At 66.7% G+C, this 24,611-nt stretch carries 26 protein-coding genes, 1 other RNA gene and 1 pseudogene; 10 read left to right on the forward strand and 18 right to left on the reverse strand.

The window, feature by feature from the left end:
* Window positions 1-55: 55 nt before the first annotated feature.
* The 16 genes from nuoD to hisN all read right to left on the reverse strand — a co-directional run bounded on the left by nuoD (window position 56) and on the right by hisN (window position 15,047).
* The gene (nuoD, locus tag N416_RS0112585) at window positions 56-1,360 is read right to left on the reverse strand and encodes an NADH dehydrogenase (quinone) subunit D (RefSeq protein ID WP_024442464.1); all 1,305 of its coding nucleotides are present in this window, start codon (window positions 1,358-1,360) and stop codon (window positions 56-58) included.
* Complete coding sequence (locus N416_RS0112590) at window positions 1,360-2,061, reverse strand: NADH-quinone oxidoreductase subunit C (RefSeq protein ID WP_051190254.1); 702 nt, start codon at window positions 2,059-2,061, stop codon at window positions 1,360-1,362. Before N416_RS0112590 ends, nuoD begins: the two co-directional genes overlap by 1 nt.
* Entirely contained in the window at window positions 2,058-2,612 is a 555-nt protein-coding gene (locus N416_RS0112595; RefSeq protein ID WP_024442466.1) for an NADH-quinone oxidoreductase subunit B family protein, read from the reverse strand. Before N416_RS0112595 ends, N416_RS0112590 begins: the two co-directional genes overlap by 4 nt.
* Window positions 2,613-2,634: 22 nt before the next feature.
* A complete protein-coding gene (locus N416_RS0112600) occupies window positions 2,635-3,012 on the reverse strand; it encodes an NADH-quinone oxidoreductase subunit A (RefSeq protein ID WP_024442467.1) in 378 nt (125 codons plus the stop codon).
* 217 nt (window positions 3,013-3,229) lie between these two features.
* Window positions 3,230-3,634 carry a response regulator transcription factor gene (locus tag N416_RS0112605; protein WP_024442468.1) on the reverse strand — a complete coding sequence of 135 codons (405 nt, stop codon included), beginning with the start codon at window positions 3,632-3,634 and terminating at the stop codon, window positions 3,230-3,232.
* 87 nt (window positions 3,635-3,721) lie between these two features.
* Entirely contained in the window at window positions 3,722-4,069 is a 348-nt protein-coding gene (locus tag N416_RS23250; protein WP_024442469.1) for a DUF6285 domain-containing protein, read from the reverse strand.
* A complete protein-coding gene (locus tag N416_RS0112615; protein ID WP_024442470.1) occupies window positions 4,066-5,046 on the reverse strand; it encodes a phosphotransferase family protein in 981 nt (326 codons plus the stop codon). Before N416_RS0112615 ends, N416_RS23250 begins: the two co-directional genes overlap by 4 nt.
* The gene (locus N416_RS0112620; protein ID WP_024442471.1) at window positions 5,043-6,284 is read right to left on the reverse strand and encodes an acyl-CoA dehydrogenase family protein; all 1,242 of its coding nucleotides are present in this window, start codon (window positions 6,282-6,284) and stop codon (window positions 5,043-5,045) included. Before N416_RS0112620 ends, N416_RS0112615 begins: the two co-directional genes overlap by 4 nt.
* Window positions 6,285-6,301: 17 nt before the next feature.
* Window positions 6,302-6,922, reverse strand: a complete 621-nt coding sequence (locus N416_RS0112625; RefSeq protein ID WP_024442472.1) for a TetR/AcrR family transcriptional regulator — start codon at window positions 6,920-6,922, stop codon at window positions 6,302-6,304.
* Between the two features lie 8 nt (window positions 6,923-6,930).
* The gene (locus tag N416_RS0112630) at window positions 6,931-7,836 is read right to left on the reverse strand and encodes a hydroxymethylglutaryl-CoA lyase (RefSeq protein WP_024442473.1); all 906 of its coding nucleotides are present in this window, start codon (window positions 7,834-7,836) and stop codon (window positions 6,931-6,933) included.
* Window positions 7,833-9,038, reverse strand: a complete 1,206-nt coding sequence (locus N416_RS0112635; RefSeq protein WP_024442474.1) for a CaiB/BaiF CoA-transferase family protein — start codon at window positions 9,036-9,038, stop codon at window positions 7,833-7,835. The genes N416_RS0112630 and N416_RS0112635 overlap by 4 nt, the downstream gene beginning before the upstream one ends.
* Window positions 9,035-10,219: a S9 family peptidase gene (locus tag N416_RS0112640; protein ID WP_024442475.1), complete on the reverse strand. Its 1,185-nt coding sequence runs from the start codon at window positions 10,217-10,219 to the stop codon at window positions 9,035-9,037. Before N416_RS0112640 ends, N416_RS0112635 begins: the two co-directional genes overlap by 4 nt.
* Window positions 10,216-11,310: a homogentisate 1,2-dioxygenase gene (locus N416_RS0112645; protein WP_024442476.1), complete on the reverse strand. Its 1,095-nt coding sequence runs from the start codon at window positions 11,308-11,310 to the stop codon at window positions 10,216-10,218. The genes N416_RS0112640 and N416_RS0112645 overlap by 4 nt, the downstream gene beginning before the upstream one ends.
* A gap of 150 nt (window positions 11,311-11,460) precedes the next feature.
* On the reverse strand, window positions 11,461-12,669 hold the full coding sequence (locus N416_RS0112650) for an acyl-CoA dehydrogenase family protein (RefSeq protein WP_024442477.1): 1,209 nt from the start codon (window positions 12,667-12,669) through the stop codon (window positions 11,461-11,463).
* A gap of 49 nt (window positions 12,670-12,718) precedes the next feature.
* Window positions 12,719-14,122: an acyl-CoA dehydrogenase family protein gene (locus tag N416_RS0112655; protein WP_024442478.1), complete on the reverse strand. Its 1,404-nt coding sequence runs from the start codon at window positions 14,120-14,122 to the stop codon at window positions 12,719-12,721.
* Between the two features lie 112 nt (window positions 14,123-14,234).
* Window positions 14,235-15,047: a histidinol-phosphatase gene (gene hisN, locus N416_RS0112660; RefSeq protein ID WP_024442479.1), complete on the reverse strand. Its 813-nt coding sequence runs from the start codon at window positions 15,045-15,047 to the stop codon at window positions 14,235-14,237.
* 23 nt (window positions 15,048-15,070) lie between these two features.
* Here hisN and N416_RS0112665 point away from each other — a divergent pair, with 23 nt between their 5' ends.
* Entirely contained in the window at window positions 15,071-15,394 is a 324-nt protein-coding gene (locus N416_RS0112665) for a hypothetical protein (RefSeq protein WP_024442480.1), read from the forward strand.
* 99 nt (window positions 15,395-15,493) lie between these two features.
* Here N416_RS0112665 and N416_RS0112670 read toward each other — a convergent pair.
* Window positions 15,494-16,864 (reverse strand): annotated as a pseudogene (locus N416_RS0112670) (FAD-dependent oxidoreductase); the annotation flags it as partial.
* Between the two features lie 97 nt (window positions 16,865-16,961).
* Between N416_RS0112670 and prfB the strand changes: the two are divergent.
* The 9 genes from prfB to N416_RS0112710 all read left to right on the forward strand — a co-directional run bounded on the left by prfB (window position 16,962) and on the right by N416_RS0112710 (window position 24,004).
* Window positions 16,962-18,068 carry a peptide chain release factor 2 gene (prfB, locus tag N416_RS0112675; RefSeq protein WP_024442482.1) on the forward strand — a complete coding sequence of 369 codons (1,107 nt, stop codon included), beginning with the start codon at window positions 16,962-16,964 and terminating at the stop codon, window positions 18,066-18,068.
* Between the two features lie 4 nt (window positions 18,069-18,072).
* Entirely contained in the window at window positions 18,073-18,975 is a 903-nt protein-coding gene (locus N416_RS0112680) for a mechanosensitive ion channel family protein (RefSeq protein WP_024442483.1), read from the forward strand.
* A 44-nt stretch (window positions 18,976-19,019) separates the two neighbouring features.
* Entirely contained in the window at window positions 19,020-19,505 is a 486-nt protein-coding gene (locus N416_RS0112685; RefSeq protein ID WP_051190256.1) for a hypothetical protein, read from the forward strand.
* Between the two features lie 13 nt (window positions 19,506-19,518).
* A complete protein-coding gene (ftsE, locus tag N416_RS0112690; RefSeq protein ID WP_024442485.1) occupies window positions 19,519-20,208 on the forward strand; it encodes a cell division ATP-binding protein FtsE in 690 nt (229 codons plus the stop codon).
* Window position 20,209: 1 nt separating this feature from the next.
* A complete protein-coding gene (gene ftsX, locus N416_RS0112695; RefSeq protein ID WP_024442486.1) occupies window positions 20,210-21,103 on the forward strand; it encodes a permease-like cell division protein FtsX in 894 nt (297 codons plus the stop codon).
* A 2-nt stretch (window positions 21,104-21,105) separates the two neighbouring features.
* Window positions 21,106-21,606: an SsrA-binding protein SmpB gene (gene smpB / locus N416_RS0112700; protein ID WP_024442487.1), complete on the forward strand. Its 501-nt coding sequence runs from the start codon at window positions 21,106-21,108 to the stop codon at window positions 21,604-21,606.
* Window positions 21,603-22,448, forward strand: a complete 846-nt coding sequence (locus N416_RS0112705) for a DMT family transporter (protein ID WP_231384222.1) — start codon at window positions 21,603-21,605, stop codon at window positions 22,446-22,448. The genes smpB and N416_RS0112705 overlap by 4 nt, the downstream gene beginning before the upstream one ends.
* 97 nt (window positions 22,449-22,545) lie before the next feature.
* Window positions 22,546-22,933: a transfer-messenger RNA gene (gene ssrA, locus N416_RS22625) on the forward strand.
* Between the two features lie 285 nt (window positions 22,934-23,218).
* Window positions 23,219-24,004, forward strand: a complete 786-nt coding sequence (locus N416_RS0112710) for an SDR family NAD(P)-dependent oxidoreductase (protein WP_024442489.1) — start codon at window positions 23,219-23,221, stop codon at window positions 24,002-24,004.
* 98 nt (window positions 24,005-24,102) lie between these two features.
* On the opposite strand, the gene N416_RS21615 is transcribed toward N416_RS0112710, so the two are convergent.
* The gene (locus N416_RS21615) at window positions 24,103-24,543 is read right to left on the reverse strand and encodes a hypothetical protein (RefSeq protein WP_125078215.1); all 441 of its coding nucleotides are present in this window, start codon (window positions 24,541-24,543) and stop codon (window positions 24,103-24,105) included.
* Between the last annotated feature and the right edge of the window lie 68 nt (window positions 24,544-24,611).

Raw genomic sequence — 24,611 nt, forward strand, 5'->3', positions numbered from 1 at the left:
CGGCCACGCCCGGTCTTGTTGACGCCGACCTTGTCGATCTCGCCTCCTGGCGCGCTCACCGGTCCACCCCGCCCATGACCGGGTCGATGCTGGCGACCGCGGCGATCACGTCGGCGATCAGCCCGCCCTCGCTCATGGCGGCCACTGCCTGCAGGTTGGTGAACGACGGGTCCCGATAGTGCACCCGGTAGGGGCGAGTACCGCCGTCGCTGACCATGTGCACCCCCAGTTCGCCGCGCGGTGACTCGACCGAGACGAACACCTGCCCCGGCGGCACCCACAGATCCTCGGTGACTCGCTTGAAGTGGTGGATCAGACCTTCCATCGAGTGGCCCATGATCCAGCCGATGTGCTCGCGGGAGTTGCCCTGCCCGTCCGGGCCGATGGTCAGGTCGGCCGGCCAGGCGATCTTGCGGTCGGAGACCATCACCGGGCCGGGCTGCAGCTTGTCCAGACACTGTTCGACGATTTTCAGGGACTCCTTGATCTCTGCGATGCGGATCAGGTAGCGGCCGTACGCATCACAGCCGTCGTCGGTGATCACCTCGAACTCGTAGTCCTGGTAGCCGCAGTAGGGTTCCGCACGTCGCACGTCATAGGGCAGGCCCGTCGAGCGCAGTACCGGTCCGGTGATGCCCAGCGCCATGCACCCGGTCAGGTCCAGGTAGCCCACGCCTTTGGTGCGGGCCTTCCAGATGTAGTTCTCGGTCAGCAGGTCCTCGATATCCTTGAGCCGCTTGGGCATCAGCTTGAGGAAGTCGCGAATCATGGGGATCGCGTCGCCGGGAAGGTCCACCGACACCCCGCCGGGCCGGACGTACTGATGGTTCATCCGCAGACCGGTGATCGCCTCGAAGATGTCGAGTACCAGCTCGCGTTCCCGGAAACCGAACAGCATCACCGAGAGCGCGCCGAGCTCCATGCCACCGGTCGCGAGTGCGACCAGATGCGAGGACATCCGGTTGAGCTCCATCATCAATACCCGGATGACGCTGGCGCGTTCGGGGATGTCTTCGGTGATGCCCAGCAGTTTCTCTACCCCGAGGCAGTAGGCGGTCTCGTTGAAGAACGGCGACAGGTAGTCCATCCGGGTCACGAATGTGACGCCCTGGGTCCAGTAGCGGCTTTCCAGGTTCTTCTCGATGCCGGTGTGCAGATAACCGATGCCGCAGCGGGCTTCGGTGACGGTCTCACCCTCGAGTTCCAGGATCAGCCGCAGCACGCCGTGCGTCGACGGGTGCTGGGGCCCCATGTTCACGACGATGCGTTCGCCGGGGTCAGCGGCCTTGGCGGCGTCGACCACCTGATCCCATTCCTGCCCGCCGACATTGAGAACGGTGTGCGGTGTATCGGTGCTCATTACTTGTAAGCCCTCCGCTGGTCCGGCGGCGGTATCTGTGCGCCCTTGTACTCGACCGGGATGCCGCCCAATGGGTAGTCCTTGCGCTGCGGGTGACCGTGCCAGTCGTCGGGCATCTCGATTCGGGTCAGTGAGGGGTGGCCGTCGAAGATGATCCCGAAAAAGTCGTAGGTCTCCCGCTCATGCCAGTCGGTGGTCGGGTAGATGGCGAAGAGCGAAGGAATGTGCGGATCCGCGTCGGGGGCAACGACTTCCAGACGGACGCGGCGGTTGTGGGTGATGGATCGCAGCGGATACACCGCGTGCAACTCGCGGTCGGCGTCGCTGGGGTAGTGCACACCGGAGACTCCGAGGCTCAGCTCGAAGCGCAGTTCCGGCTCGTCGCGCAGCAGCCGGGCGACCGCCGGCAGCTGCGCGCGTGCAACGTAGAGGGTCAGTTCATCGCGGTAGACGACAACTTTCTCAATGGCGTCGGTGAACTCGATTCCGTTGCGCTGCAGCGCGACGCTGAGGGTGTCGACAAGTTCGTCGAAGTATCCGCCGTAGGGCCGCGGGGTCTCGCCGGGGAGCGTGGCCTCGGTGACAAGACCTCCGTATCCGGATGTGTCGCCGGTGCCCGTCGCGCCGAACAGGCCGTGGCGGACCTTGATTAGGTCTTCGGGCCCGTTGCGGTCGCGGTCCCCGCCGCCTGCCTCGCTCACCGCAGCAACCCCCTCATCTGCCAGGTGGACGGCGCCGACAAGGCGGCCTCCTCGGTCGCGGTGATCACCTGTTCTCGGTTGGCACCCAAAGGCATTGAGCGAATCTTCTCGTGCAGCTTGAGGATTGCGTACATCAGCATCTCCGGCCGGGGCGGACACCCAGGCAGGTAGATATCGACCGGGACGACATGGTCCACGCCCTGCACGATCGCGTAGTTGTTGAACATTCCGCCCGACGACGCACACACGCCCATCGACAGCACCCACTTGGGCTCCACCATCTGGTCGTAGATCTGGCGCAGCACCGGTGCCATCTTCTGGCTGACCCGGCCCGCCACGATCATCAGATCGGCCTGCCGCGGTGAGGCCCGGAAAACCTCCATCCCGAACCGGGACAGGTCGTAGTCGGGTGCCATCGTCGACATCATCTCGATCGCGCAACAGGCCAGGCCGAAGGTGGCCGGCCACAGCGACCCGGTGCGGAAGTACCCGGCCAGGTCTTCCACCGTGGACAGTAGGAGCCCGCTCGGCAGTTGCTCTTCTAATCCCATGTCTAAGCCCGCCTACTCCCGCTCAATCCCAATTCAGGCCGCCGCGCCGCCAGACGTAGGCGTAGGCGACGAACACGATGACGGCGAACAGCACCATTTCGATGAGGGCGAACATTCCAAGCCCGTCGAAGGCCACTGCCCAGGGGTAGAGAAAAACGATCTCGATGTCGAAGACGATGAACAGCATCGCCGTCAGGTAGTACTTCACCGGGAACCGCTGCCCGGATGGGGCGTGCGGACCGCTGACCGGCTGGTCTGTGGGCTCGATGCCGCACTCGTAGGCTTCTAGTTTCGACCGGTTGTAGCGCGAGGGGCCTACCAGAGCGGTGGCGACCACGGAAAATACGGCGAAACCGGCGGCGAGCGCGGCGAGGACCAGGATCGGCAGGTAGAGGTTCATGCTCAGTGACGTAGTTCCCTTCCGGGCACCGATGTGACTTCAGGCACAGCCTAGTCTGCTGCCACGAGGCGGTTGGGAAGAATCCGAAATTGCCGACAACTGTGACGGGTATCACCTGTAGCGGTAACGGCGACAGGGGAATTCGGTCCTGAGGCTGCCCTAACCCCGCCGGTTCAGCGAGGCTCGACGCAGGAGAGGTGAGGCTGGGACCGCGGTATCAACCAGGGGTCGGCGTGCGCAGCAGACCCAGCACCGCGCGGCTCAGTTCCATCGGGTCGATCGGGTGGGCCACCGCGGTGTCGGCATGTGACCATTTGGCGAGCCAGACGTCGTCGGCGCGGCCGGTCAGCACCAGGATCGGCGGGCAGGGCGTGATCTCGTCTTTGAGCTGTTTGCAGATGCCCATCCCGCCGGCCGGGGTTGCCTCTCCGTCCAGGATCGCCAGGTCGATTCCGCCGGCATCCATCTGCCGGATCACCACCGGCTCGGTCGCGACCTCGACATAAGTCAGCTCCGGTAGGTCCGGGTGCAGCTGCTTGCCCAACGCGGTCATAACCCGTGCGCGGGTCGCGGCGTCGTCACTGTAGACAAGGATTCGCAGCGCGGCATTGGAGTCGGACACGCACCAGATGCTACTGCGCAGGTCCTGTCGATACACCAGGTTTGGAGCAGCGCCGTCGAAGTGATTGTCGCGCAGGAACTCTAGCGGTTACTGGGCGTATCCCGGATGGTCGATCGCCAACCGATGCTCCACCAGGGTGTACAGGCAGGCGGTGAGCGCCTCAGGCCGGTCGTCGAGGTCGCCGGCCCGGATGGCGGCGGCCAGCTCGGCCTCGTCGGCGAAACCCAGCCCGGCCAAGGCCTCGACCACGACGCCACCGGCGGTATCGCGCAACTCCCGTTCGACGATACGCAGTGCGTTGGCCGCCACCCGGGCGTGGAACCTGACCTGGCCGTCGTTGGCGGCATCGCCGTCGCGGTTCACCAGCGCGGTGTCCAGGAATTCGGTGACAGCTGCGACGAGTTCGGCCGCGGTGGGGCGGCGTCCGGCGCTCATGGCCGCACTCCATCGAGCAGGCGCAGCACGTCCCATTCGGATTCGGAGACCCGCCGACCGATGGTCGCCAGTTCCACCGAACGGGTTTGGCCACTGAGGTGACGCTGTGCCTGGTAGCGGCAGATGATGCCCCATCGCAGCGTGCCCAGCAGTAGCCACCAGTCGAACCGATCCGGGTCGACGGCACAGTCGCCGCCGGCCTGCTCATAGGCGGCCAGGAAGGCGTCGATATGGCCGAGCCCACCGGCGGCGCGCTCCAGGGGCGCACCGAACCGCCAGGCCCGGAGACAGAACCAGGCCAAGTCCTCACACCCGTCGCCGAGGTGCACCAGCTCCCAGTCCAGCACGGCGGCCAGGTCACCGTTGCCGGAGACCATCAGATTGCCCATCCGGAAATCGCCGTGGACCAGCTGCTTCGGCACCGGCGATGGACGATCGGCGGCCAGCCGCCGAAACGCCCATTCGAAGGCAGCGGTGGTATCGGGCATGGTGTCGAGCTGGGCGCGGCACGCGGCCAGCTGATCGTCGGTGCTCAGTGCGATGCCACTCGGATCGGCCCGGTGGATGGCGCTCAGCGCGCGCGCACACTGGCGCAGCAGGTGTTCGCCTCCGGCGTCATCGAGCTGGCGCTCGATGCGGCGAACCACCGTCTCGCCGTCGATCAGGTCGCAGATGAGGTACGGATTCCCCAGTGCTGCAGGGGAATTATCGGCGAGTAACACGTGCGGAACGGGAGCGCCGGCCTCGCCTGCGGCGTGCTGGGCCTGCGCCTCGAGTTCCATGCTGGCGTAGAGCTCCTCGAGCGGCCCGGTGCGCAGAATCAGTGACCGGCGTTCCTGGTTGTCGGCGACGGCATCGAAAGCCCAGGTGATGCGGCTGGCGCCGCCGGTCAGGGCGCGCAGGCCCTCGACCGCGACGGGGCCCATCACCGGCGTCAGCACATCGGCCAGCCGATCGGCGAGCTGGTCGGCGGTCATCGCCGGCGGTCGAACCCGAACAGGCGCTGGGCGACCCGACGGATCTGGATCTCCTCGGCGCCCTCGGTGATCCGGTATCGGCGGTGATGCCGGTAGATGTGCTCGAACTGCTCGTGGCGGGTGTAGCCGATTCCGCCGTGGATCTGAATGGCGCGGTCGGCGGCTTCGCACACCAGCCGGTTGGCGCGGTAGTTGGCCATCGACACCTTGTCGGAGACCTCCAGGTGGTGGTCACGGTCCAGGTGCCAGGCCGCATAGTTGACCAGCAGTCGCACCATCTGGGCCTCGGTCTGCAATTCGGCCAGCGGCCACTGCACCGCCTGGTTGACCGACAGCGGCTTGCCGAACACGATGCGTTGCCGGGCGTACTCGGCGGCGCGGTCGATGCAGTACTGCGCGGCGCCCAGGCTGGAGGCGGCCTGGCGGATCCGGTTTTCGTGCAGGAAAGTCTGTGCCACGTCCAACCCGCCGTCGACTTCGCCGAGCACCGCTTCGGCCGGAACTCGCACGTTGCGCAGTTCGACCTCGCCATGGTCGGTGGGCATGTTGAAGGTCCACCAGTAGAACGGGATGGTGAAGCCCGGGGTGTCGGTGGGCACCAGGAATGCGGTGATGCCCCGCGCCGAACCCGCCTCGCCGGACGTGCGGGCGAACACCAGATCGTGGGTGGCCCGATGCACTCCGGTGTTGAACCGCTTGGCACCGTTGATCACCCAGGTGTTGCCGTCGAGTTCGGCGCGGGTTTCCAGCCACGTCGCATCCGAACCATGGTCGGGTTCGGTCAAGCCGAAGGCCATCGAGCGCTCGCCGGTGATCATCGCCTCGGAGAACTCGCGGCGCTGCTCGTCGGTGCCGAACCGCTCCATCATGATCACCTGCGGGAAGTTCCCGACGATCGAGGACTCGTCCTGCAGATCGTTGTGCAGGCCGAGACCTTTGTGCGCCAGATGTTCCCGGATCACTGCCATGTCGACGTTGGTTCCGTTTCGCCCGCCCAGCGAGGAGGGCAACCCGTACCGCAGCCAGCCGGCGGCGTCGGCGCGGCGGCGCATCTCATCGAGCAGTTCTTCCCACTCACGTCGCGGGATGCCGCCACGTTCCACGTCGGTGCGGGCGAACTCGCGCCGGTGGTCGAAATACTGCATGTTCTCGGCCTGCAGCGGTGCGATCTCGCGTTCGATGAAGTCGTCCATCTCGGCGAGCACACCGGGAAGATGTTCGGGCAGTGTGAAATCCATGGCGATTCCTTCAGTTGTCAGTGATCACGGCCGTACAGGGTCTTTCTCCAGATGGTCGACAGCGTCTCGATTGCCTCGCTGTCACTGATCCGCCATCCCGGCCCGGACGGGCCGACGAACACGACGGTGAAATTCTCGAACAGTAGCGCGATGGCCGCCGCGATGTGGTCGGGATGGAGCTCGACGCCATAGCCCTGCTGCTGTGCCCGCCGCACCGAGGCGGCGACGATCTCCATGCCGAACCGGCGGAACTCGTTCTGCAGCGCGGCGAATCGCTCGCTGGTCGCGGCCAGCTGCGCGACTGCGATCATGACGCCGATGTTCGGCTTGAACATGGCCCAGTAGGCGCTGACCACCGACGAGAAGAACTCGGTGTCCTCCGGAGATTCCGGCAGTCGCATCTTGAGGCCGGAGGACTCGACCACCTGGGTGAGAAACGACTCGGCCAGCGCGGCCAGCAGCTCTTCCTTGTCGCGGAAGTACCGGTACAACACGGCCGTCGACTTTCCGGCGGCCGACGTGATGTCGGCCAGTGTGGTGCCGTGAAACCCACGTTCGGCGAACAGTTCTCGGGCGGCTTGCTCGATCGCACCACGCGTCAGGCGCCCCTTGGAACTGAGCTCACGCTGGGTCGACATCGAGGCTCTCAGACCCGCTTCCGGTCTCCGGCGGCCAGCAGGGCGCTGGGTAGCCCGTGGCCGACGACGGTGCTGGCCACGCCGGCCGCGGTGATGGCGGCATCCAGATCGATTCCGGTGTCGATGCCGCAGTCACCGAGCAGGTACACGAGGTCTTCGGTGGCGATGTTGCCGGTGGCACCCGGGGCGAACGGACAGCCGCCCAGGCCGCCGGCTGAGGCGTCGAGTCGGGTGATTCCCGCCTGAATCGCCGCGTAGGCGCAGGCCAGCCCGGAGCCGCGGGTGTTGTGGAAGTGCGCTCCCAGGGGGATGTCGCCGATGATCGGCTGCACCGCCGCGATCAGGTCGGTGACGCGCCGGGGAGTGGCGGTGCCAATGGTGTCGGCGATGGCCAGCCGGTCGATTCCGAAAGCGGTCGCCGAGGCGACGATGTCGGTGACGCGGCCGGGCTCGGTCGGACCGTCGAACGGGCAGTCCCAGGCCGTGGCGACGATGACCTCCACCGAGGCGCCGGCGTCGTGGGCGATGCCGGCGATGTCGGTGATGGCTGCGACAGCCGCTGCCGTGGGGCGCCCGACGTTGGCGGTGCTGAAGGCATCCGAGGCGCACACCACGTACTCGATGGACTTCAGGCCGGCGGCGACCGCCCGGGCGGCGCCACCGGGGCTGGCGACCAGTGCGGAGAACTCGAGTTGGGGGTAGCGCCACAGCTCGGCGGCCAGCTCGGCGGCATCGGCGAGGGCCGGGACTTTGGTCGGGGAGACGAAGGAGGTCACCTCGACTTCGCGAACGCCGGTGGCGGCGATGGCGGCCAGCAGTTCGAGCTTGGCGCTCAACGGGATCGGTGCTTCGATCTGCAGACCGTCGCGCAGCGCGACTTCGCGGATCGCGACCTGGGCGGGCAGTGTGCTCACAGCACCCCCTCGGTGCGTAGGGCGTCGATCTGCGCGCTGGTCTTGCCGAGCAGGCCGGCGTAGACCTCGTCATTGTGCTGGCCGGGCCGGGCCGATCCGGCGTTGCGGATGGTGCCGGGGCTCTCCGAGAGCACGGGCATGACGCCGGGTCCCAGCACGGTGCGCTCGGCGCCTTCGTCCCAGTGTTCGGCGAGCATGCCGCGCGCCCACAGTTGCGGGTCTTTGACGACCTCGGCAACGGTGTTGATGGGCCCGGAGATCACGCCGGCGTCGCTGAGCGTCGCGATGATGGCATCGGGCGCCCGCTGCGCCGCCCACTCGCCGATGATCGCGTCCAACTCATCCTGATTGCGGCCGCGGGCCCCGTGATCGGTGAACCGCGGGTCGGTTGTCAGCTCGGGGCGCCCCATGGCCTGACACAGCCGGGCGAACACGCTGTCCTGGTTGGCGGCGATCACCACCCAGCTGCCGTCGGCCGACTGGTAGATATTCGACGGGGCGATCCCTTCCAGCCGGGTGCCCGACGGTCCGCGGACCACGCCGCCGACGTCGTAATCGGGGATGGTGGATTCCTGGATGGCCAAGCAGGATTCGGTGAGGGCGACGTCGACCACCTGGCCTTGGCCGGTGACCGTGCGACGGTAGAGGGCGGCCAACGCACCTTGGGCGGCGAACATGCCCGCGAGGCTGTCACCGAGAGACAGGGCCAGCCTCGGTGGCGGGCCGCCGGGAAAGCCGTTCATGTGCCGCAGCCCGCTGGCCGCCTCAGCGACCGAGGCGTAACCGGCCTTGTGTGCATCCGGTCCGGTCTGTCCGTAACCGGAGACCCGCACCAGGATGATGCCCTTATTGCGTTGACGCAGGATGTCGAAGCCCAGCCCCCAGCGCTCCAGCGTGCCGGGCCGGAAGTTCTCCACGACGATGTCGGACTTGTCGATGAGCTCCAGGAACAGCTCGCGGCCGCGCTCGGTACGCAGGTCGAGGGTGACGGCCTTCTTGTTGCGGGCGTGCACGGTCCAGAAGAAGTGGTGCCCGTCGAGCTCGGCCTGTCCCCAGGTGCGCAGCGGGTCGGGTTTGCCGGGCAGCTCGATCTTGATGACCTCGGCACCCATGTCGCCCAGCAGCCGCCCGGCGAACGGCCCGGAGATCAGCGTGCCGAGCTCCAGCACCCGGATGCCGTCCAGCGCACCAGCGGTGTTCATGCCGACGAGCCTACGAAATCGTGCTGGGCCAGCCAATCAGTGACGATCGTTACGGCCTGTCGCAGCGCGTCACGCTGATCCGGCCCGGCGTAATAGTGGTTGGCTCCGGGGATCTCGTGCATCGCCTTGTCGCTGGTGCCGATCGCCTCGAAGAGCCGGCGGGTGTGACTCGGGGTGCAGGCGTCGTCGGCCAGATTGCCGATCACCAGGGTGGGCACCGCGATGTCTGCTCCGCAGTCCAATCCGTCGCCGTGGGCGTCGTCGTAGCTCCACTGCGACAGCCAGCTGCGCAGCGTGCAGAATCGCGCCAATCCGACCGGGCTCATGTTCACCACCGCGGGCTCGCCCAGATAGCAGCTGCCGGGGGTGCGATCGTTGGGATCGACGGTGGGATCCAGCCAGCGCGGGTCGGCCATGGTGCCGTGTACGACGAACCCGAACTCCTGATCGGGCAGGCCGGCCTCGGTGTACTCGGCCAGCTTCGCCTTGACCCAGGCGGTGATCCGGCGGTTGCGGGCGATCTGGGCCGCCCGGTAGCGGTCCAGGAACTCCGTGCTGTAGGGCGGCTGGTTGGGGTTGTCCGGGTTGTAGAGGTCCAGTTCCGGGTCGCGTTTGGTCGGGTCGGACTCGTCGAGGATGGACGCGTCCAGCCACTCGGTCAGCGTGCCGTGGCGGCTGATGTGGGCGGCCAGCAGCATCACGCCGTCGGCCGGGATCAGGTTCAGTTTGGTGAGGTCGGGGCCGTCACCGGACGGGCTGGCCGTCACCGTCGGGTGCTGTGCCTGCTGTTGGTAGAACAGTGACAGCGAACCTCCGCCGCTCCATCCGGCCAGCACCACCTTGGCGTAGCCGAGCCGGTTCTTGGCGTCGGAGATGCACTGACCGAGGTCTTCGACCACCTTCTCCATCAGCAACGCCGAGTCGGTGCCGCGGAATCGGCTGTTGCAGTAGATGACGTGGTGACCGGCGCGGGCCAGCGCATTGACCATCGGAAGGTAGGCGCCGCCGCCGATCGGGTGCATGAACACCAGCACGGTGTCGCTCGGCGCATCCTTCGGCTTCAGCAGGTAGCTCTCCAACACCACCAGCTCGGCGACTCCGCCGTAGACGTCACGGACGCCCGAGTTGTTCTGGTAGGCGATCAGGTAGGGGATTCGGTCGTAGTCGTGCTTGGCGGTCATGCGTGCTGTCCTAGGTCGGCGGCCAAAACTTCGGGGGAGGGGATGAGGCGGCGCCGGGTGTCGATGGCGATGACCTGCCAGTCCACCCGCTGATAGTCGTCGAACTTCCGGCGCGCGCGCTCGCGGGCCTTCTCCGGTGCACCGTGATGCACGCCCTGCGGGGCGTGGCTGATCAGTCCGGGTGGCATCGGAATCCCGTAGAGCGAACCGCCGTGGAAGAAGGCGATTTCGTCGTAGTCGACGTTGCGGTGATACCACGGTGTGCGTTCGGTGCCCGCCACCCCTTCGGCGGGTTTGGGCAGGAAGTTCATCACGTAGACCCCGGTGGCCTGCATGAACAGGTGCACCGTCGGTGGCAGATGCACGCTGTCAGACGTCACCACGTTGTAGTCGGCGATGTTGAACGAGAACGCGAAGTTGTCGCCGCGCCAGCCCTCGACGTCAATCGGATTGTGTTGGTAGTGAAGCGTTGTCGGGCCGCCGTCATGGATCAGCCGGACCTCGTAGCTGTCCCGCCCATCGTCGTCGATGGGGGCTGGATCCGGGATGACGATCAGGGAAGGGTCGAACGGGAAGTGCCGGCCCAGCGGACCGGGCGGTGGAACCCGGAACTCGTCGGTGGCCTCGATCATGAGCAGCGTCGTTTCGGCCGCGGGTAGTTGTCGCCAGGTGGTCGCTTTGGGCAGATATAGCCAGTCGCCCTCGCGGTAGTCCAGTGGGCCGAACTCGGTTTCCAGCTGTCCGGACCCGGCATGGACGAAGCAGAGCAGGTCGCCGTCGACGTAGCGGATGTGAAACGGCATCGGGACCGAGCGCCGCGACAGCCGGATGCGGCAGTCGGCGTTGCTGAACAGCAGCAGCGGATCGCCGGCGGCGTCGGTGGCGTCGGTCGGCTGCAGGAGCGCGGCCAGCACATCGACGGGCCGCAGTGGTCCTTCGGCACGGTAGGCGGTCGGGTCGTTGCGCCGGTACATGTTGGCGGTGCGGCCGATGAAGCCACCGCGGCCGAGTTCATCGTCCTTGAGGCCGTCGAGGTCGGCGTGCAGGCGATGCGGCGTGGTGCCTTTGCGCAGGTGGACGAAGGATTCCATCGGCGACTCCCGGGGATAGGCGCAAGAAAGTAAAAGTAACATTACTTTTCGTTTATCTCCGGGGCAAGTGCGCGAGCAGACGCAAAAGCCCCCATTCCGTGCGGGAGATGGGGGCCTGTGCGTCTGCTCGGCGGGAAGGGGGCGGGTGCGCTACTTCAGCTCGGCCGAAGTCAGGCCCAGCAGCCGGCGGGCCACCACCAGCAGCTGAATCTGCTGGGTGCCTTCGAAGATGTCGAGGATCTTCGAGTCGCGGCTCCACTTCTCCAGCAGCATCTGCTCGGAGTAGCCCAGGGTGCCGGCCATTTCGACGGCCTTGAGGGTGATGTCGCTGGCCACCCGGCCGGCCTTGGCCTTGCCCATCGACGCCTCTTTGGAGTTGGGGATGTTGTTGTCGGCCTGCCACGCCGAGCGCAGCGTCAGCAGGTTCGCCGACTCCCAGTCGGCCTCCATGCGCAGGAATTCCGCGGCCGGTGCGCTCTGGGCGTGGGCCGGCTTGTCATAGGAGATCTCGATGCCCGCGGCGGTGAGCATCTTGCGCAGCTCTTCGAGTGCGGCGCGCGCGACCCCGACCGCCATCGCGGCCACGATCGGCCGGGTGTTGTCGAACGTCTCCATGACCCCGGAGAAGCTCTTCTCGGTGTTGATCTCCGGGCTGCCCAGCAGGTTGTCCTTGGGGATGCGGGCGTTGTCGAACCGGATCACGGCGGTGTCGGAGGCCTTGATACCGAGCTTGTGCTCCAAGCGCTCCACGATCACACCGGGGTGCTCGCGCGGCACGACGAACGACTTGATGGCTGCCCGCCCCAGCGCCTTGTCCAGGGTCGCCCACACCACGATGTGGGTGCATCGCGAACCGGCGGTGACGAAGATCTTCTCGCCGTTGATCACGTACTCGTCGCCGTCGAGGGTGGCCGTCGTGGTCACCGCCGCCGAGTCGGAGCCAAAGCTCGGCTCGGTGATGGCCATTGCGGCCCACACCTTGCCCAGTCGAGCGAGCTGTTCATCGGTGGCCACACCGGAGATCGCCGCATTGCCGAGGCCCTGGTAGGGGACCGACAGCATCAAAGCCACATCGCCCCAGCTCATCTCGAGCACCTGCAGCATTGCCGCCATGTTGGAGGCGTTGCGGTTGCCGGTCTGTGCGCCGGCGTCGCGGAAGGCCTCGGCGCCGGCCATCGCACTGCCGCCGACGCCCGAGACCCCGTCGAACAGGGATTCCAGGGTGTCCAGCTCGAGCGGATAGGCATGCTCGCGCGCGTCGTACTTGCGCGAGATGGGGCGCAGCAGTTCAGCGGCCCCGGCGTGCGTCATCTCGATGACCTCTTGCATTTTACGGGGCAGTTCCAGATTGATTGCCATGATCAGACTTTCGTGTTCGCAGCGGAGTTGGCTGGGTGGCTCAGAAGACTCAGATGACCAGGACACCCTCGGCGATGCCGAGTGCCCGCAGATCCCGGTACCACCGCTCGACCGGGTGCTCCTTTGTGTAGCCGTGCCCGCCGAGGAGCTGTACCCCGTCCAGGCCGATCTGCATGCCCTTGTCGGTCGCGATCCGCTTGGCCAGCGCAGCCTCTCGGATGAACGGCAGTCCCTGTTCGCACCGCGACGCGCCGCGCCAGGTCAGCAGTCGCAGCCCGTCGAGCTCGATGGCGATGTTGGCGCACATGAAAGCCACCGACTGACGGTTGGCGATCGGCTCGCCGAACGCCTCGCGCTCCTTGACGTAGGGCATCACGTGGTCGAGCACCGCGTGGCTGGTGCCGACCGCAAGCGCCGCCCAGCCCAACCGGGACAGTGCGATGGCCTGCGAGTAGTCCGCATCGGTCGCGGCGTCCTCGCCGAGTCGGGCGTTGAGGGGGACCGACACCTTGTTCAGCTCGAGCTGGCCCAGGGCGGCGGCGCGCAGACCCATGCTGGGATCGGCCTTGACCGTCAGGCCCGGCGCTGAGGACTCGACGATGAACAGTGCGGGATTGCCGTTCAGCTGGGCGGCCACGATGAACAGCTCGGCGTCGGCGGCCGCTACCACCAGCGACTTCACGCCGTCGAGCCGGTAGCCGCTGGGCGTACGCACCGCGGTCGTCTTGAGGTTGGTCGGGTCGAACAACGGGTGCGGCTCGACGATCGCGACGCAGGCCTGCGGAACCTTCTCACCGGCGAACTCAGGCAGGTAGGTGGCCTGCTGGTCGGCACTGCCCCAGTGGGTCAACGCCGAAGCCACTCCGCCGGGGGCCAGGATCGGCAGCGCCAGGCTCATGTCGCCATAGCCCAGCGCCTCGGCCACCAGCACGTTGGTGACCGCGGAACGGTGTGCGGCGATCCCGTCGAAGTCCTCCGGGATGTTGATCGCCGTGATCCCCAACTCGGCCGCCTTGCCGAGCAGCTCACGCGGGTAGTCGAGGGCTTCGTCGGCGTCGTGGGCGGCCGGGCGCAGCAGCTCGGCCGCGAACTCCTCGACCGTGTCGATGATCATCTGCTGGTCATCGTCGGGCGTCAGGTCGAAGTAGTCGCCCCCCTTGCTCCGGGCGGGGGCTCCGAGCCGGGCCGGGGCCTTGCCCAGACCCTGGACCTTCTTGAACTGGCGGGTGGAGGCTCCGGCGACGGAGAACACCGTCTTGACGCCGTAGTTCAGGCCACGGTTGAGCGGTTGCCGCAAGCCGTAGCGGTCCAGAAAGTCCTGGCTGACCAGTGGCGTGACGAACGACAGGGCGGCTGCGATCGGGCTGCGCTTGTGCGGAACCGACCCGACGCCGCTGGCGCGGCTGTTCAACCGGACCTTTGAGCCGTTGGTGGCGGGGGCGATATCAGTCATGTCAGAGCCTCACTCGATGGGAAGGTATCGATGAGACCACCTTACTCCGAAGTAAGTTAACTCAAAAGTAAGGTGTGACGAAGTCGTCAGTCGGCCCCCGCCGGTAGCCCGATTACTGCGGGGTCAAGGCCGCCAGCACCTGCTGGTGCAGGGTGGGGTTGGCGGCCACGGCGCAGTTGCCGTGCGGGCCCGGGTTACCGGCCAGGTCGGTAAACACCCCGCCCGCTTCGCGCACCAGGATGTCGACGGCCGCCAGATCCCAGACCGACACTGCCGGCTCGATGGCTGCGTCCACAGCTCCCTCGGCGACCAAGCAGTACGCCCAGAAGTCGCCGTAGGAGCGTGCCCGCCACACCGCCTCGGTCAGCCCCAGGAACTGCTCCCGCAGGCCGCGCGCGGCCCAGTAGGGCAGCCCGGCGAACGTCAGGCTGGAGGAGCCCACATCGGCCACCGAGGAGACCGACAGCGGCCGGGCCGGGCCGCCGGCGACGGACCCGAACGCGCCCTGACCGCGCGTCGCCCACCACCGCCGGTGCAACGCCGGGGCGCTGACCACCCCCAGAATCGGGACGCCGTCTTCAAGCAACGCGATCAGAGTGGCCCACACCGGCACCCCGCGCACGAAGTTCTTGGTGCCGTCGATCGGGTCGATAATCCATTGGCGCCCAGTGAAAGTGGCGGTGCCACCGAATTCCTCGCCGAGGATCTGGTCGTCGGCACGCTCGGCGACCAGGACCTCGCGCAGGGCGGTTTCCACCGCTTGGTCGGCGTCGGTCACCGGGGTCAGGTCGGGCTTGGTGTCGACCCGCAGGTCAAGCGCACCGAACCGCGCCAAGGTGATTTCGTCCGCCCGGTCGGCCAGGCCCAGGGCCAGGGTCAGGTCTTGATGAAGCTGCGAGTCGCGATTGTCGTTGATCTGCGCCATGGCGAAAGTCCTACCATGACCACATGTGGGAGTTTGGGGCACTGCTGTTGCTACTGGCGGTTCTGGCGGTGTTCCTCGCGCCGCGTTTTCTGCGCTCGGGGCCGGGCTCGGGCGCCCAAGACGGCACCGTGCTGGTCACCGGCGTCAGCCCGCGGCCCGAGGCCACCGGCCCGCAATACGTCACCATCACCGGTGTCCTGCATGGGCCCACCGTCGATGAGCACGAGGTCTACCAGCGCTACGCCGTCGATGTCAGCAAATGGCCGAGCGTGGGCGATCTACTGCCGGTGCGCTACTCGCCGCGCAATCCGGACAACTGGAATCTGATCGGGCCGATCGGCGACTGACGTTCCCGGTCAGTGCGACTGCGACTCCGGCAATGCCACCGGGTAGGACGTCAGGCCCGCGTCATCACAATCCGGGCAGGAGTCGGTCGCGCCCGGTCCGTGCCCGACCCGCAGCATCTCGGCGACGTTGGTCAGCTTGACCCGGGGGCGGCCGTGCGGCTCGCCGGTGGAGCGCTCGTGGGTATCGATCAGCTGCCAGTGCTCGGCGGTGACCAGTTCCGGCTGGCGAGACAGCAACCAACGGTGCAGTTGCGCTTCATAGTCGGTGTCGACATCGGGTAGGCCGCCTTGCGCTGCCCGGGAGGCCAGATCTGCGGCGAGCGTGTCGACGGTGGCCTGCGAATCGCTCTTGTTGGAACCGATCACCCCGGAAGGTCCACGCTTGATCCATCCGACCACGTACTGATTGCTGGTGCCTTCGATGCGGCCGTCGGTGTGCGGAATGGTGCAGCTGCGATCGTCGAACGGCAATCCCGGCATCGGAACCCCGCGATACCCGACGGAGCGCACCACCAACTGGGCCGGCAGAACCTCGCGCTCACCGGTGTCATTGGCGCTGACCCAACCGTTCTCGTCGGTCGTCAGCTCGTTGCGTCCCAACACGATTTCCTCAACCCGGCCGTTGCCGCGGATCTCGATCGGTGACGTGCAGAACCGGAAGACGATCCGGCGGTGATCAGGACGGGTTTCGCGCCCGACGTAGGTGCGCAGCACCTTGACGTTCTGCCGGGGATGCTTGGCGGCCGCCTCGATGTCCTCGTCGGTGATCCCGGCGAACTCGGCGGCGTCGATCACCACGTCGACGTCGTCGAGACCCTTCAGGTCGCCGAGTTCGCGTAGCTCGGGGCTGGTGAACGTGGCCTGCAGCGGGCCGCGCCGACCGACGATCACGACCTCCTCGACACCGCGCGGGCTGAGCAGATCCAGCGCGTGGTCGGCGATGTCGGTGCGGCGCAGTTCGTCGGGTTGACTGACCAGAATGCGGGCCACGTCCAGGGCCACATTGCCGTTGCCGACCACGATGGCGCGCTTGCACGTCAAGTCGGGTGCATGGTCGGCGAAGTGCGGGTGGGCGTTGTACCAGCCGACGAAGTCGACCGCGGCGACGCTGCCGGGAAGGTCCTCCCCGGGAATGCCCAACTGCCGATTCGACTGCGCTCCGATTGCGTAGATCACCGCGTCGTAGCGCTCGGCCAGTTCCTCGGGCATGACGTGCTCGCCCACGGTGACGTTGCCGTAGAACCGGAATCGTGGATCGGCGGCGGTCTTCTCGAACTGGGCGCTGATCGACTTGATCTTCGGGTGATCCGGCGCCACACCCGAGCGCACCAGGCCCCACGGCGTCGGCAGCATCTCCAGCATGTCGACGCGCACGTCGACCTCACCGCCGGCAGCAAGCTTGAGCAGCGATGCCGCAGCGAAGTAGCCGGAGGGACCGGAGCCGACGATGGCCACGTGGTAGGGCCGCATCCTCGAACCTTCTTTCGGAGTCGGAAGTCGTTCATGCACCCGCGTAACCCCGATGCTAGAGGTCGCACGCCAATGGCCGCCGGTAACCTCGATAAACGTGGAACCAGACCGCCAGCCCGATATCGATGCCCTCGACGCCACCTTGACCACGGTGGAGCGGGTGCTCGATGTCGATGGCCTGCGCCGCCGTATCAGCGATCTCGAACGCGATGCATCCGACCCGAACCTGTGGGACGACCAAGCCCGCGCCCAGAAGGTGACCAGCGAGTTGTCGCATGCTCAGGCCGAGCTGCGCCGGGTGGAGGAGTTGCGCCAGCGCGTCGACGACCTTCCGGTGCTCTACGAGTTGGCGGCTGAAGAAGGCGGTGCTGACGAGGTCGCCGAGGCTGACGCCGAACTGGCCCGGCTGCGCGAGGACATCGACGCGATGGAAGTCCGCACCCTGCTCTCGGGGGAGTACGACGAGCGCGAGGCGCTGGTCACGATCCGCTCCGGGGCGGGCGGCGTGGACGCCGCGGACTGGGCCGAGATGCTGATGCGGATGTACATCCGCTGGGCCGAGCAGCACAAGTACGGCGTCGAGGTGTTCGACACCTCCTACGCCGAAGAGGCCGGGATCAAGAGCGCCACCTTCGCGGTGCACGCCCCCTTCGCCTACGGCACCCTCTCCGTGGAGCAGGGCACCCACCGTCTGGTGCGGATCAGCCCGTTCGACAACCAGGGGCGCCGGCAGACGTCGTTCGCCGAGGTCGAGGTGTTGCCGGTGGTGGAGACCACCGACCACATCGACATCCCCGAGGGCGATGTGCGGGTCGACGTGTACCGCTCCAGCGGGCCGGGCGGACAGTCGGTGAACACCACAGACTCGGCGGTGCGGCTCACCCACATCCCCACCGGGATCGTGGTCACCTGCCAGAACGAAAAATCGCAGTTGCAGAACAAGGTTTCGGCGATGCGGGTGCTGCAGGCCAAGCTGATGGAACGCAAGCGATCCGAAGAGCGAGCCGAGATGGACGCGCTCAAAGGCGATGGTGGCAGTTCGTGGGGCAACCAGATGCGCTCCTACGTGCTGCACCCCTACCAGATGGTCAAGGACCTGCGTACCGAGTACGAAGTCGGCAACCCGGCCGCGGTGCTCGACGGTGACATCGACGGATTCCTCGAAGCCGGAATCCGGTGGCGCAACAGGCCGGAAGGCGACTAAGCGGATGGTCTTGGCTTTCTCTCCGGGGCAGCGCTGGCATGACTTGTGGCGCGGTGAGATCGGCGAGTGGGTCATCACCAAGGGCTTGCGAATCGTCCTGCTGCTGATCGGGGCGGCGCTGGCATCGCGGTTCATCACCTGGGCGGCGCGCCGCGTCACCCGGCGGCTGGAACGCGGCTTCGCGGCCAGCGACGCGCTGGTGCGGTCTGAAGCCTCCAAGCACCGCCAGGCCGTTGCCTCGGTGATCTCGTGGCTGTCGGTGGTGCTGCTGTGCGTGATGGTCGCCGTCCAGATCACCAGCATCCTCGACGTTCCGGTCGGCTCCCTGGTGGGGCCGGCCGCGGTGCTCGGTGGCGCGATCGGTTTCGGCGCCCAAAAGCTGGTGCAGGACCTGCTGAGTGGATTCTTCATCATCACCGAAAAGCAGTATGGCTTCGGCGATCTGGTGCAGCTGTCCATGGTGGGAGCACCGACCGAAGCGCTCGGGACGGTCGAGGAAGTCACGCTGCGGGTGACGAAGCTGCGCACCCCCAACGGCGAGGTCTACAACGTGCCGAACGGCAACATCGTCCGGTCGCTGAACTTGTCCAAGGACTGGGCGCGCGCCGTCGTCGACATCCCGGTACCCACCACCGCCGACCTGACCCGCGTCAACGAGGTGCTGCACCAGGTGTGTGAGAACGCCCGCGAGGCCGACGCTCCGCTGCGGGACCTGCTGTTGGACCAGCCGTCGATCATGGGCGTGGAGAGCATCGAGCTCGGCGTCGTCAATCTGCGGATGGTGGCTCGCACCCTTCCCGGGAAACAATTCGAGGTGGGCCGCCGGCTGCGCATCCAGGTGGTGCGGGCTCTGGCGGCGGCCGGCGTGGTCACCGCCGGCGATGTGAAGCCGGTGGAGACACTGTGAAACTCAGCATCAGAAAGCCCGACGACGTTCCGGAGAAGCCAGAGGTGGCAGACGGCAGGCGACTGAAACTGCCGGCGCATCTGTTCGGCGGCCGGGTCCGCACGTCCACGGCGGCGCTGATCATCGCCTTCGTCGCGGTGTGGTGGGTCTACGAGACCTACCGGCCGGAGCCGACGCCGCCGCCCGCCCCGCAGGTGGTGCCGCCGGGATTCATCCCCGACCCGGCCTACACGTGGGTGCCGCGCACCAAGCTGCAACAGCCGCCGGTGACGGTCACCGAGACCGTCACACCGACACCAACCACCACCGAGGCGCCCGCCCCGACGGAGCCGCCGGCCGGTGCACCGCCGCCGGCGCCGGTGCCGGGATTCCCGTTCTGTCCGCCGCTGTGTCCGCCGCCCGCCCCGGCGCCGCCGGAGGAAGCCGGACCGGTCCCACCGGCTCCCGAGGCGCCGCCGGATGTTCGCCAGCCCGTGCCTGTGCCGCCCACACCCGCGTCCCCGCCCGGTCCGGGCGCCTCACCCGGCTAAACTTCGTGCCGTGATGATCACGCTCGACCATGTCACCAAGCAGTACAAATCGTCGGCCCGTCCGGCGCTGGACAATGTCAATGTCAAGATCGACAAGGGCGAGTTCGTGTTCTTGATCGGGCCGTCCGGCTCCGGCAAGTCGACGTTCATGCGGCTGCTGCTGGCCGAGGAGACACCCACCTCGGGTGACATTCAGGTGTCGAAGTTTCACGTCAACAAGCTGCCCGGCCGCCACATCCCCAGCCTGCGGCAGGTGCTCGGATGCGTGTTCCAGGACTTCCGGTTGCTGCAGCAGAAGACCGTGTTCGAGAACGTCGCGTTCGCGCTCGAGGTGATCGGCAAGAAGCCGGAGATGATCAACCGGGTCGTCCCCGAGGTTCTGGAGATGGTCGGGTTGTCCGGCAAAGCGAACCGGCTGCCCGGTGAGCTGTCCGGTGGTGAGCAACAGCGGGTGGCGATCGCCCGGGCCTTCGTCAACCGGCCCCTGGTGCTGCTGGCCGACGAGCCGACCGGAAACCTGGACCCGGAGACGAGTGAGGACATCATGGATCTGCTGGAGCGGATCAACCGCACCGGAACCACGGTGCTGATGGCGACCCACGACCACCACATCGTCGACTCGATGCGCCAGCGCGTCGTCGAACTGTCACTGGGCCGGCTGGTGCGTGACGAACAGCGCGGTGTTTACGGGATGGACCGCTGACGTGCGCTTTGGATTCCTGTTCAACGAAGTCCTCACCGGCCTGCGTCGTAACGTCACCATGACGGTGGCGATGATCCTCACCACGGCGATCTCGATCGGGTTGTTCGGCGGCGGCCTGCTGGTGGTGCGGCTGGCCGACCAGTCCCGCAACATCTACCTGGACCGGGTGGAATCGCAGGTATTTCTGAACCCCGACGTCGCTGCCGATGACCCGAACTGCGAAGGCCAGGAGTGCAAGGCGCTGCGCGAACAGATCGAGACCCGCGATGACGTGAAGTCGGTGCGCTACCTCAACTCTGATGACGCGTATGCCGACGCGATCCGTAAGTTCCCCGAGTTCAAGGATGTGGCGAGCAAGGACTCGTTCCCGGCGTCGTTCATCGTCAAGCTGGAGAATCCGGAGCAGAGCAAGGATTTCGACGCCGCGATGCAGGGTCAGCCGGGCGTGCTCAGCGTGCTCAATCAGAAGAAGTTGATCGACCGGCTGTTCGCCGTGCTCGACGGACTGAGCAGTGCTGCGTTCGCGGTCGCCCTGGTGCAGGCGGTGGGGGCGGTGCTGTTGATCGCCAACATGGTTCAGGTCGCCGCCTATACCCGGCGCACTGAGGTCTCCATCATGCGTCTGGTGGGTGCCAGCCGCTGGTACACCCAGCTGCCGTTCCTGGTGGAGGCGGTGCTGGCCGCGACGGTGGGGGTGATCATCGCGATCATCGGTCTTCTCGTGGTGCGAGCGGCGTTCCTCGACAATGCGCTCAGCCAGTTCTATCAAGCGCATCTGATCGCGCGGATCGATTACGCCGACATCCTCTACATCTCGCCGATCCTGCTGCTGTTGGGCGCGGCGATGGCCGGAGCGACCGCGTACGTGACGCTTCGGCTGTACGTGCGGCGGTAGCGATGGCTAAGAAAGCGGCGGACAAGGGCAGCAAGAAGAAGCCGGACAAGCAGATCGTTGCATCGAATCGCAAAGCGCGCCACAACTACTCGATTCTGGACGTGTACGAGGCTGGGGTGTCGCTGGTGGGCACCGAGGTGAAGAGCCTGCGGGCCGGGCAGGCTTCACTGGTCGATGCGTTCGCCACCGTCGATGACGGCGAAGTGTGGCTGCGCAACATGCACATTCCCGAATACCACCACGGGACCTGGACCAATCACGAGCCGCGACGCACGCGCAAGCTGCTGTTGCATCGACGCCAGATCGACATGCTGATCGGCAAGATCCGCGACGGCAATCTCACCCTGGTGCCGCTGTCGGTGTACTTCACCGAAGGCAAGGTCAAGGTCGAATTGGCATTGGCACGCGGTAAGCAGGCCCACGACAAGCGGCAGGACCTCGCCAAGCGTGATGCGCAGCGCGAAGTGACCCGGGCGCTGGGTCGGCGCGCCAAGGGCATGTGACCGGCGCCGTCCTGGCGCTGTTGTCAGCGGCCGGGTTCGGGGTCAGCGATTTCGTCGGTGGCCTCGCCGCGCGTCGCGTACCCGCCCTGCGGGTGGTGTTGGTGTCCTACCCGGTGGCGCTGGTGTTGCTGGGCACGCTCGCCATTGCGGTGGGCGGACCGATTCCTGCGGGTGCGATCGGCTGGGGCCTGGCCTCCGGTGTGGCGCTGGGGCTGGGTGGCTGGTGGTTCTACGCCGCGTTGGGTGCCGGGCCCATCGCGGTGGTGTCTCCGATTTCGGCGGTGCTGACGGCCGGGGTTCCGGTGGGGATCGGCTTGATCCAGGGGGAGCGGCCCGGCACGGTGGCCGATGGCGGGATTGTGCTGGCGCTGTTGGCGGTGGTCCTGGTGAGCCGGCAGGCCACCGACGAGGACGTCCGGCCGCACCGCTTCACCCGCAAGGTGGCTTGGCTGACCGTGGGCGCCGGTATGGCGTTCGGGTTGGACTTCGTGTTCATCCACGAGGCGCCGGACGACTCCGGGCTGTGGCCGTTGGCGTTCGCGCGGGTGGCCGCCGCGGTGCTGGTGTTCAGTGCGGCGACCGGGGCGCGTGAATTGCGGTTGCCCACGGGCAGGCCGTTGAAGCTGGCGCTGGTGGCGGGGCTGTCGGACACCGCAGCCAATGTCGCGATGCTGCTCGCGCTGCGCGGCTCGGACCTGGCGTTGGCCAGCGTGCTGATTTCGCTGTTCCCCGCGGTGACGGTGGTGCTGGCCATCGTGGTGCTGCGTGAGCGGGTGCACCGCGGACAGGTGCTCGGCATGGTGCTGGCTGCGGTGGCGGTGGCGATGATCACCGCGCGGTGACGGTGCGGCGCCGATGGAATGAACAGGCGTCGGTCTGTCGTTGGAAACGCGTACCATGAAGTGTCCGCCGAGGGTCGGCGGCAATCACCCAAGACAGGGGGCTGAAAGGTTTCGACTGCGTGTGTCGAATCAAGGGAAGCGTGCCGGTGCAGGCAGGAGACCACCGTAAGCGTCGCTGTAAACAAGTAAGCGCCAAGGCACTTACGCCGGCTAAGGTCGCTCTCCAGAGCGACTTCGCCCTCGCTGCCTAAGCGAGGCGGGCCTGTCAGACCGGGAGCTCCCTCGGCCCGGACCCTGGCATCGACTAGAGGGATCCACCGATACGTCCGGTCGCGGGATTTATCGGGACACCAACAGCGACTGGGATCGTCATCTCGGCTGGTTCGCGTGACCGGGAGATCCAAGTAGAGGCATAGCGAACTGCGCACGGAGAAGTCTTGAGGGAATGCCGTAGGACCCGGGTTCGATTCCCGGCAGCTCCACCGAAGCGGGACGGGCCAGGACGAAAAGTCCTGGCCCGTCCCCGTTCCAGCTCAACCTCAACCGAGGCACCTGGCGCTCGCTTACACCTGCACGGTGGCGATTGCGCCGATGAGATGATCCGCTGGGGCTTATCCTGTTCGCGTCCCGCCCTGTGGCGAGGCCTCGATCGTGATGTGTGCCAGCGCTGCGCACCGTCATGCGCTCACGCGAAATCGAGTGGACATCTGTCGCGTTGAAAGCTCGGCGCACAAGGAAGTAGGAACGGTGTTGACCGAGATGACGCGCAGATGACCGACGGCGCAGCCGACGCACGAGGACGCCTGCTGGGAAAGTCGGCGGTGATCACCGGGGCAGCCCTTGGCATCGGTCGGGCCACCGCCGTGCTCTTCGCACGCGAAGGTGCGCGTCTGGTCGTGACTGACATTCAAGGCGAGCCGCTGCTGGCGCTCGCCGAGGAACTGCGGCACGCCGGGGCGCAGGTTGAGACCGTCGTCGGCGACGTCTCGGTCCAGAGCGACGCGAAACGAATGATCGGCGCGGCGATCGACCGCTTCGGACGGCTCGATGTGCTGGTCGCCAACGCCGGCATCATCCCGCTCGGCGATGCGCAAGAAGTGACCGCCACCGACTGGGACAACGTGATGGCCATCGACGGCCGCGGCATGTTCCTCACGTGCAAATACGCAATCGAGGCAATGCTGTCAACCGGCGGCGGCGCGATCGTGTGCCTCTCGTCGATCTCGGGACTGGCCGGGCAGAAGCGACAGGCGGCCTACGGGCCGGCCAAGTTCATCGCCACCGGTTTGACCAAGCACTTGGCGGTCGAGTGGGCCGACCGGGGAATCAGAGTCAACGCTGTTGCCCCCGGAACGATTCGCACCGAGCGAGTCAAACGGTTGCCGGAGGAGCCGGGGGGCTCAGAGTATGTGGCGGCGGTCGAACGCATGCACCCGATGGGCCGTATCGGCGAACCGGCCGAAGTTGCCAGCGCCATCGTCTTCCTCGCTTCCGACGACGCCTCCTTCATCACCGGAGCCGTGTTGCCCGTCGACGGGGGATACCTCGCCCAATAGCGCTCTCCCCGTTGGTTCCACCGATAGAACACCGGCACTTTCATGAGGGGAGATCGGCGGTCCAACCCGCGATATGCGTTGCCTTGGATAGTGGAGTCCTAGTGCGGCGTCAGACCGGCCACGTAATAGCAGGGCCAGACCTTCTCCCCGGGAAGCCCCGGCCTGGGCATGGCGCCGGGCGCGAACCATTCGGGACCGGTGCTGTACATCCAGCAGTTCTTGTCCGCCAGGTCGCCCTTCTTGGAGGCATCGTTGTTGGTGGGGTTGTTCGGCGGGTTGGCGTTGGACGGGTTGTTGTTGGATGGGTTGTTGTCGGGAGCATCGGGCCGCGGCGGCGAGAATCCCTTCTGCTGCTGTTCGTCCTGCTGTTCCTGGTTCTCGGCCGGCTCCTGCTGAGTTGAGGGCTCCGGGTCGGCCCAGGCCATCGGTGCACAGGCGAGGACGATGCCCGCGGCAGCCCCGGCCGAGACGGCTTTGGCAGTGGTGACGACGAAGCGCCCAACCCATCGGCGAGAACGCGTCCATACCCAATCAGTCATCGGCCTCTCCAGTCCCAGCGTGACGATCTGCTGATTTCGCACAGTAGGCGATGAATCCCCCCGGCGTG

The sequence above is a fragment of the Mycobacterium sp. UM_WGJ genome, from assembly GCF_000455125.1.
Classification (GTDB): domain Bacteria; phylum Actinomycetota; class Actinomycetes; order Mycobacteriales; family Mycobacteriaceae; genus Mycobacterium.

What these genes read in the sequence shown, in the direction of transcription:
- N416_RS0112595 (WP_024442466.1), bottom strand. Translation starts at nt 2,612, where the DNA reads ATGGGATTAGAAGAGCAACTGCCGAGCGGGCTCCTACTGTCCACGGTG.
- N416_RS23250 (WP_024442469.1), bottom strand. Translation starts at nt 4,069, where the DNA reads ATGAGCGCCGGACGCCGCCCCACCGCGGCCGAACTCGTCGCAGCTGTC.
- nuoD (WP_024442464.1), bottom strand. Translation starts at nt 1,360, where the DNA reads ATGAGCACCGATACACCGCACACCGTTCTCAATGTCGGCGGGCAGGAA.
- N416_RS0112655 (WP_024442478.1), bottom strand. Translation starts at nt 14,122, where the DNA reads ATGACTGATATCGCCCCCGCCACCAACGGCTCAAAGGTCCGGTTGAAC.
- hisN (WP_024442479.1), bottom strand. Translation starts at nt 15,047, where the DNA reads ATGGCGCAGATCAACGACAATCGCGACTCGCAGCTTCATCAAGACCTG.
- N416_RS0112635 (WP_024442474.1), bottom strand. Translation starts at nt 9,038, where the DNA reads ATGAACACCGCTGGTGCGCTGGACGGCATCCGGGTGCTGGAGCTCGGC.
- ftsE (WP_024442485.1), top strand. Translation starts at nt 19,519, where the DNA reads ATGATCACGCTCGACCATGTCACCAAGCAGTACAAATCGTCGGCCCGT.
- N416_RS0112650 (WP_024442477.1), bottom strand. Translation starts at nt 12,669, where the DNA reads ATGGCAATCAATCTGGAACTGCCCCGTAAAATGCAAGAGGTCATCGAG.
- N416_RS0112625 (WP_024442472.1), bottom strand. Translation starts at nt 6,922, where the DNA reads ATGTCGACCCAGCGTGAGCTCAGTTCCAAGGGGCGCCTGACGCGTGGT.
- N416_RS21615 (WP_125078215.1), bottom strand. Translation starts at nt 24,543, where the DNA reads ATGACTGATTGGGTATGGACGCGTTCTCGCCGATGGGTTGGGCGCTTC.
- N416_RS0112600 (WP_024442467.1), bottom strand. Translation starts at nt 3,012, where the DNA reads ATGAACCTCTACCTGCCGATCCTGGTCCTCGCCGCGCTCGCCGCCGGT.
- N416_RS0112645 (WP_024442476.1), bottom strand. Translation starts at nt 11,310, where the DNA reads ATGGAATCCTTCGTCCACCTGCGCAAAGGCACCACGCCGCATCGCCTG.
- smpB (WP_024442487.1), top strand. Translation starts at nt 21,106, where the DNA reads ATGGCTAAGAAAGCGGCGGACAAGGGCAGCAAGAAGAAGCCGGACAAG.
- N416_RS0112680 (WP_024442483.1), top strand. Translation starts at nt 18,073, where the DNA reads ATGGTCTTGGCTTTCTCTCCGGGGCAGCGCTGGCATGACTTGTGGCGC.
- N416_RS0112665 (WP_024442480.1), top strand. Translation starts at nt 15,071, where the DNA reads ATGTGGGAGTTTGGGGCACTGCTGTTGCTACTGGCGGTTCTGGCGGTG.
- N416_RS0112710 (WP_024442489.1), top strand. Translation starts at nt 23,219, where the DNA reads ATGACCGACGGCGCAGCCGACGCACGAGGACGCCTGCTGGGAAAGTCG.
- N416_RS0112620 (WP_024442471.1), bottom strand. Translation starts at nt 6,284, where the DNA reads ATGGATTTCACACTGCCCGAACATCTTCCCGGTGTGCTCGCCGAGATG.
- N416_RS0112615 (WP_024442470.1), bottom strand. Translation starts at nt 5,046, where the DNA reads ATGACCGCCGACCAGCTCGCCGATCGGCTGGCCGATGTGCTGACGCCG.
- N416_RS0112640 (WP_024442475.1), bottom strand. Translation starts at nt 10,219, where the DNA reads ATGACCGCCAAGCACGACTACGACCGAATCCCCTACCTGATCGCCTAC.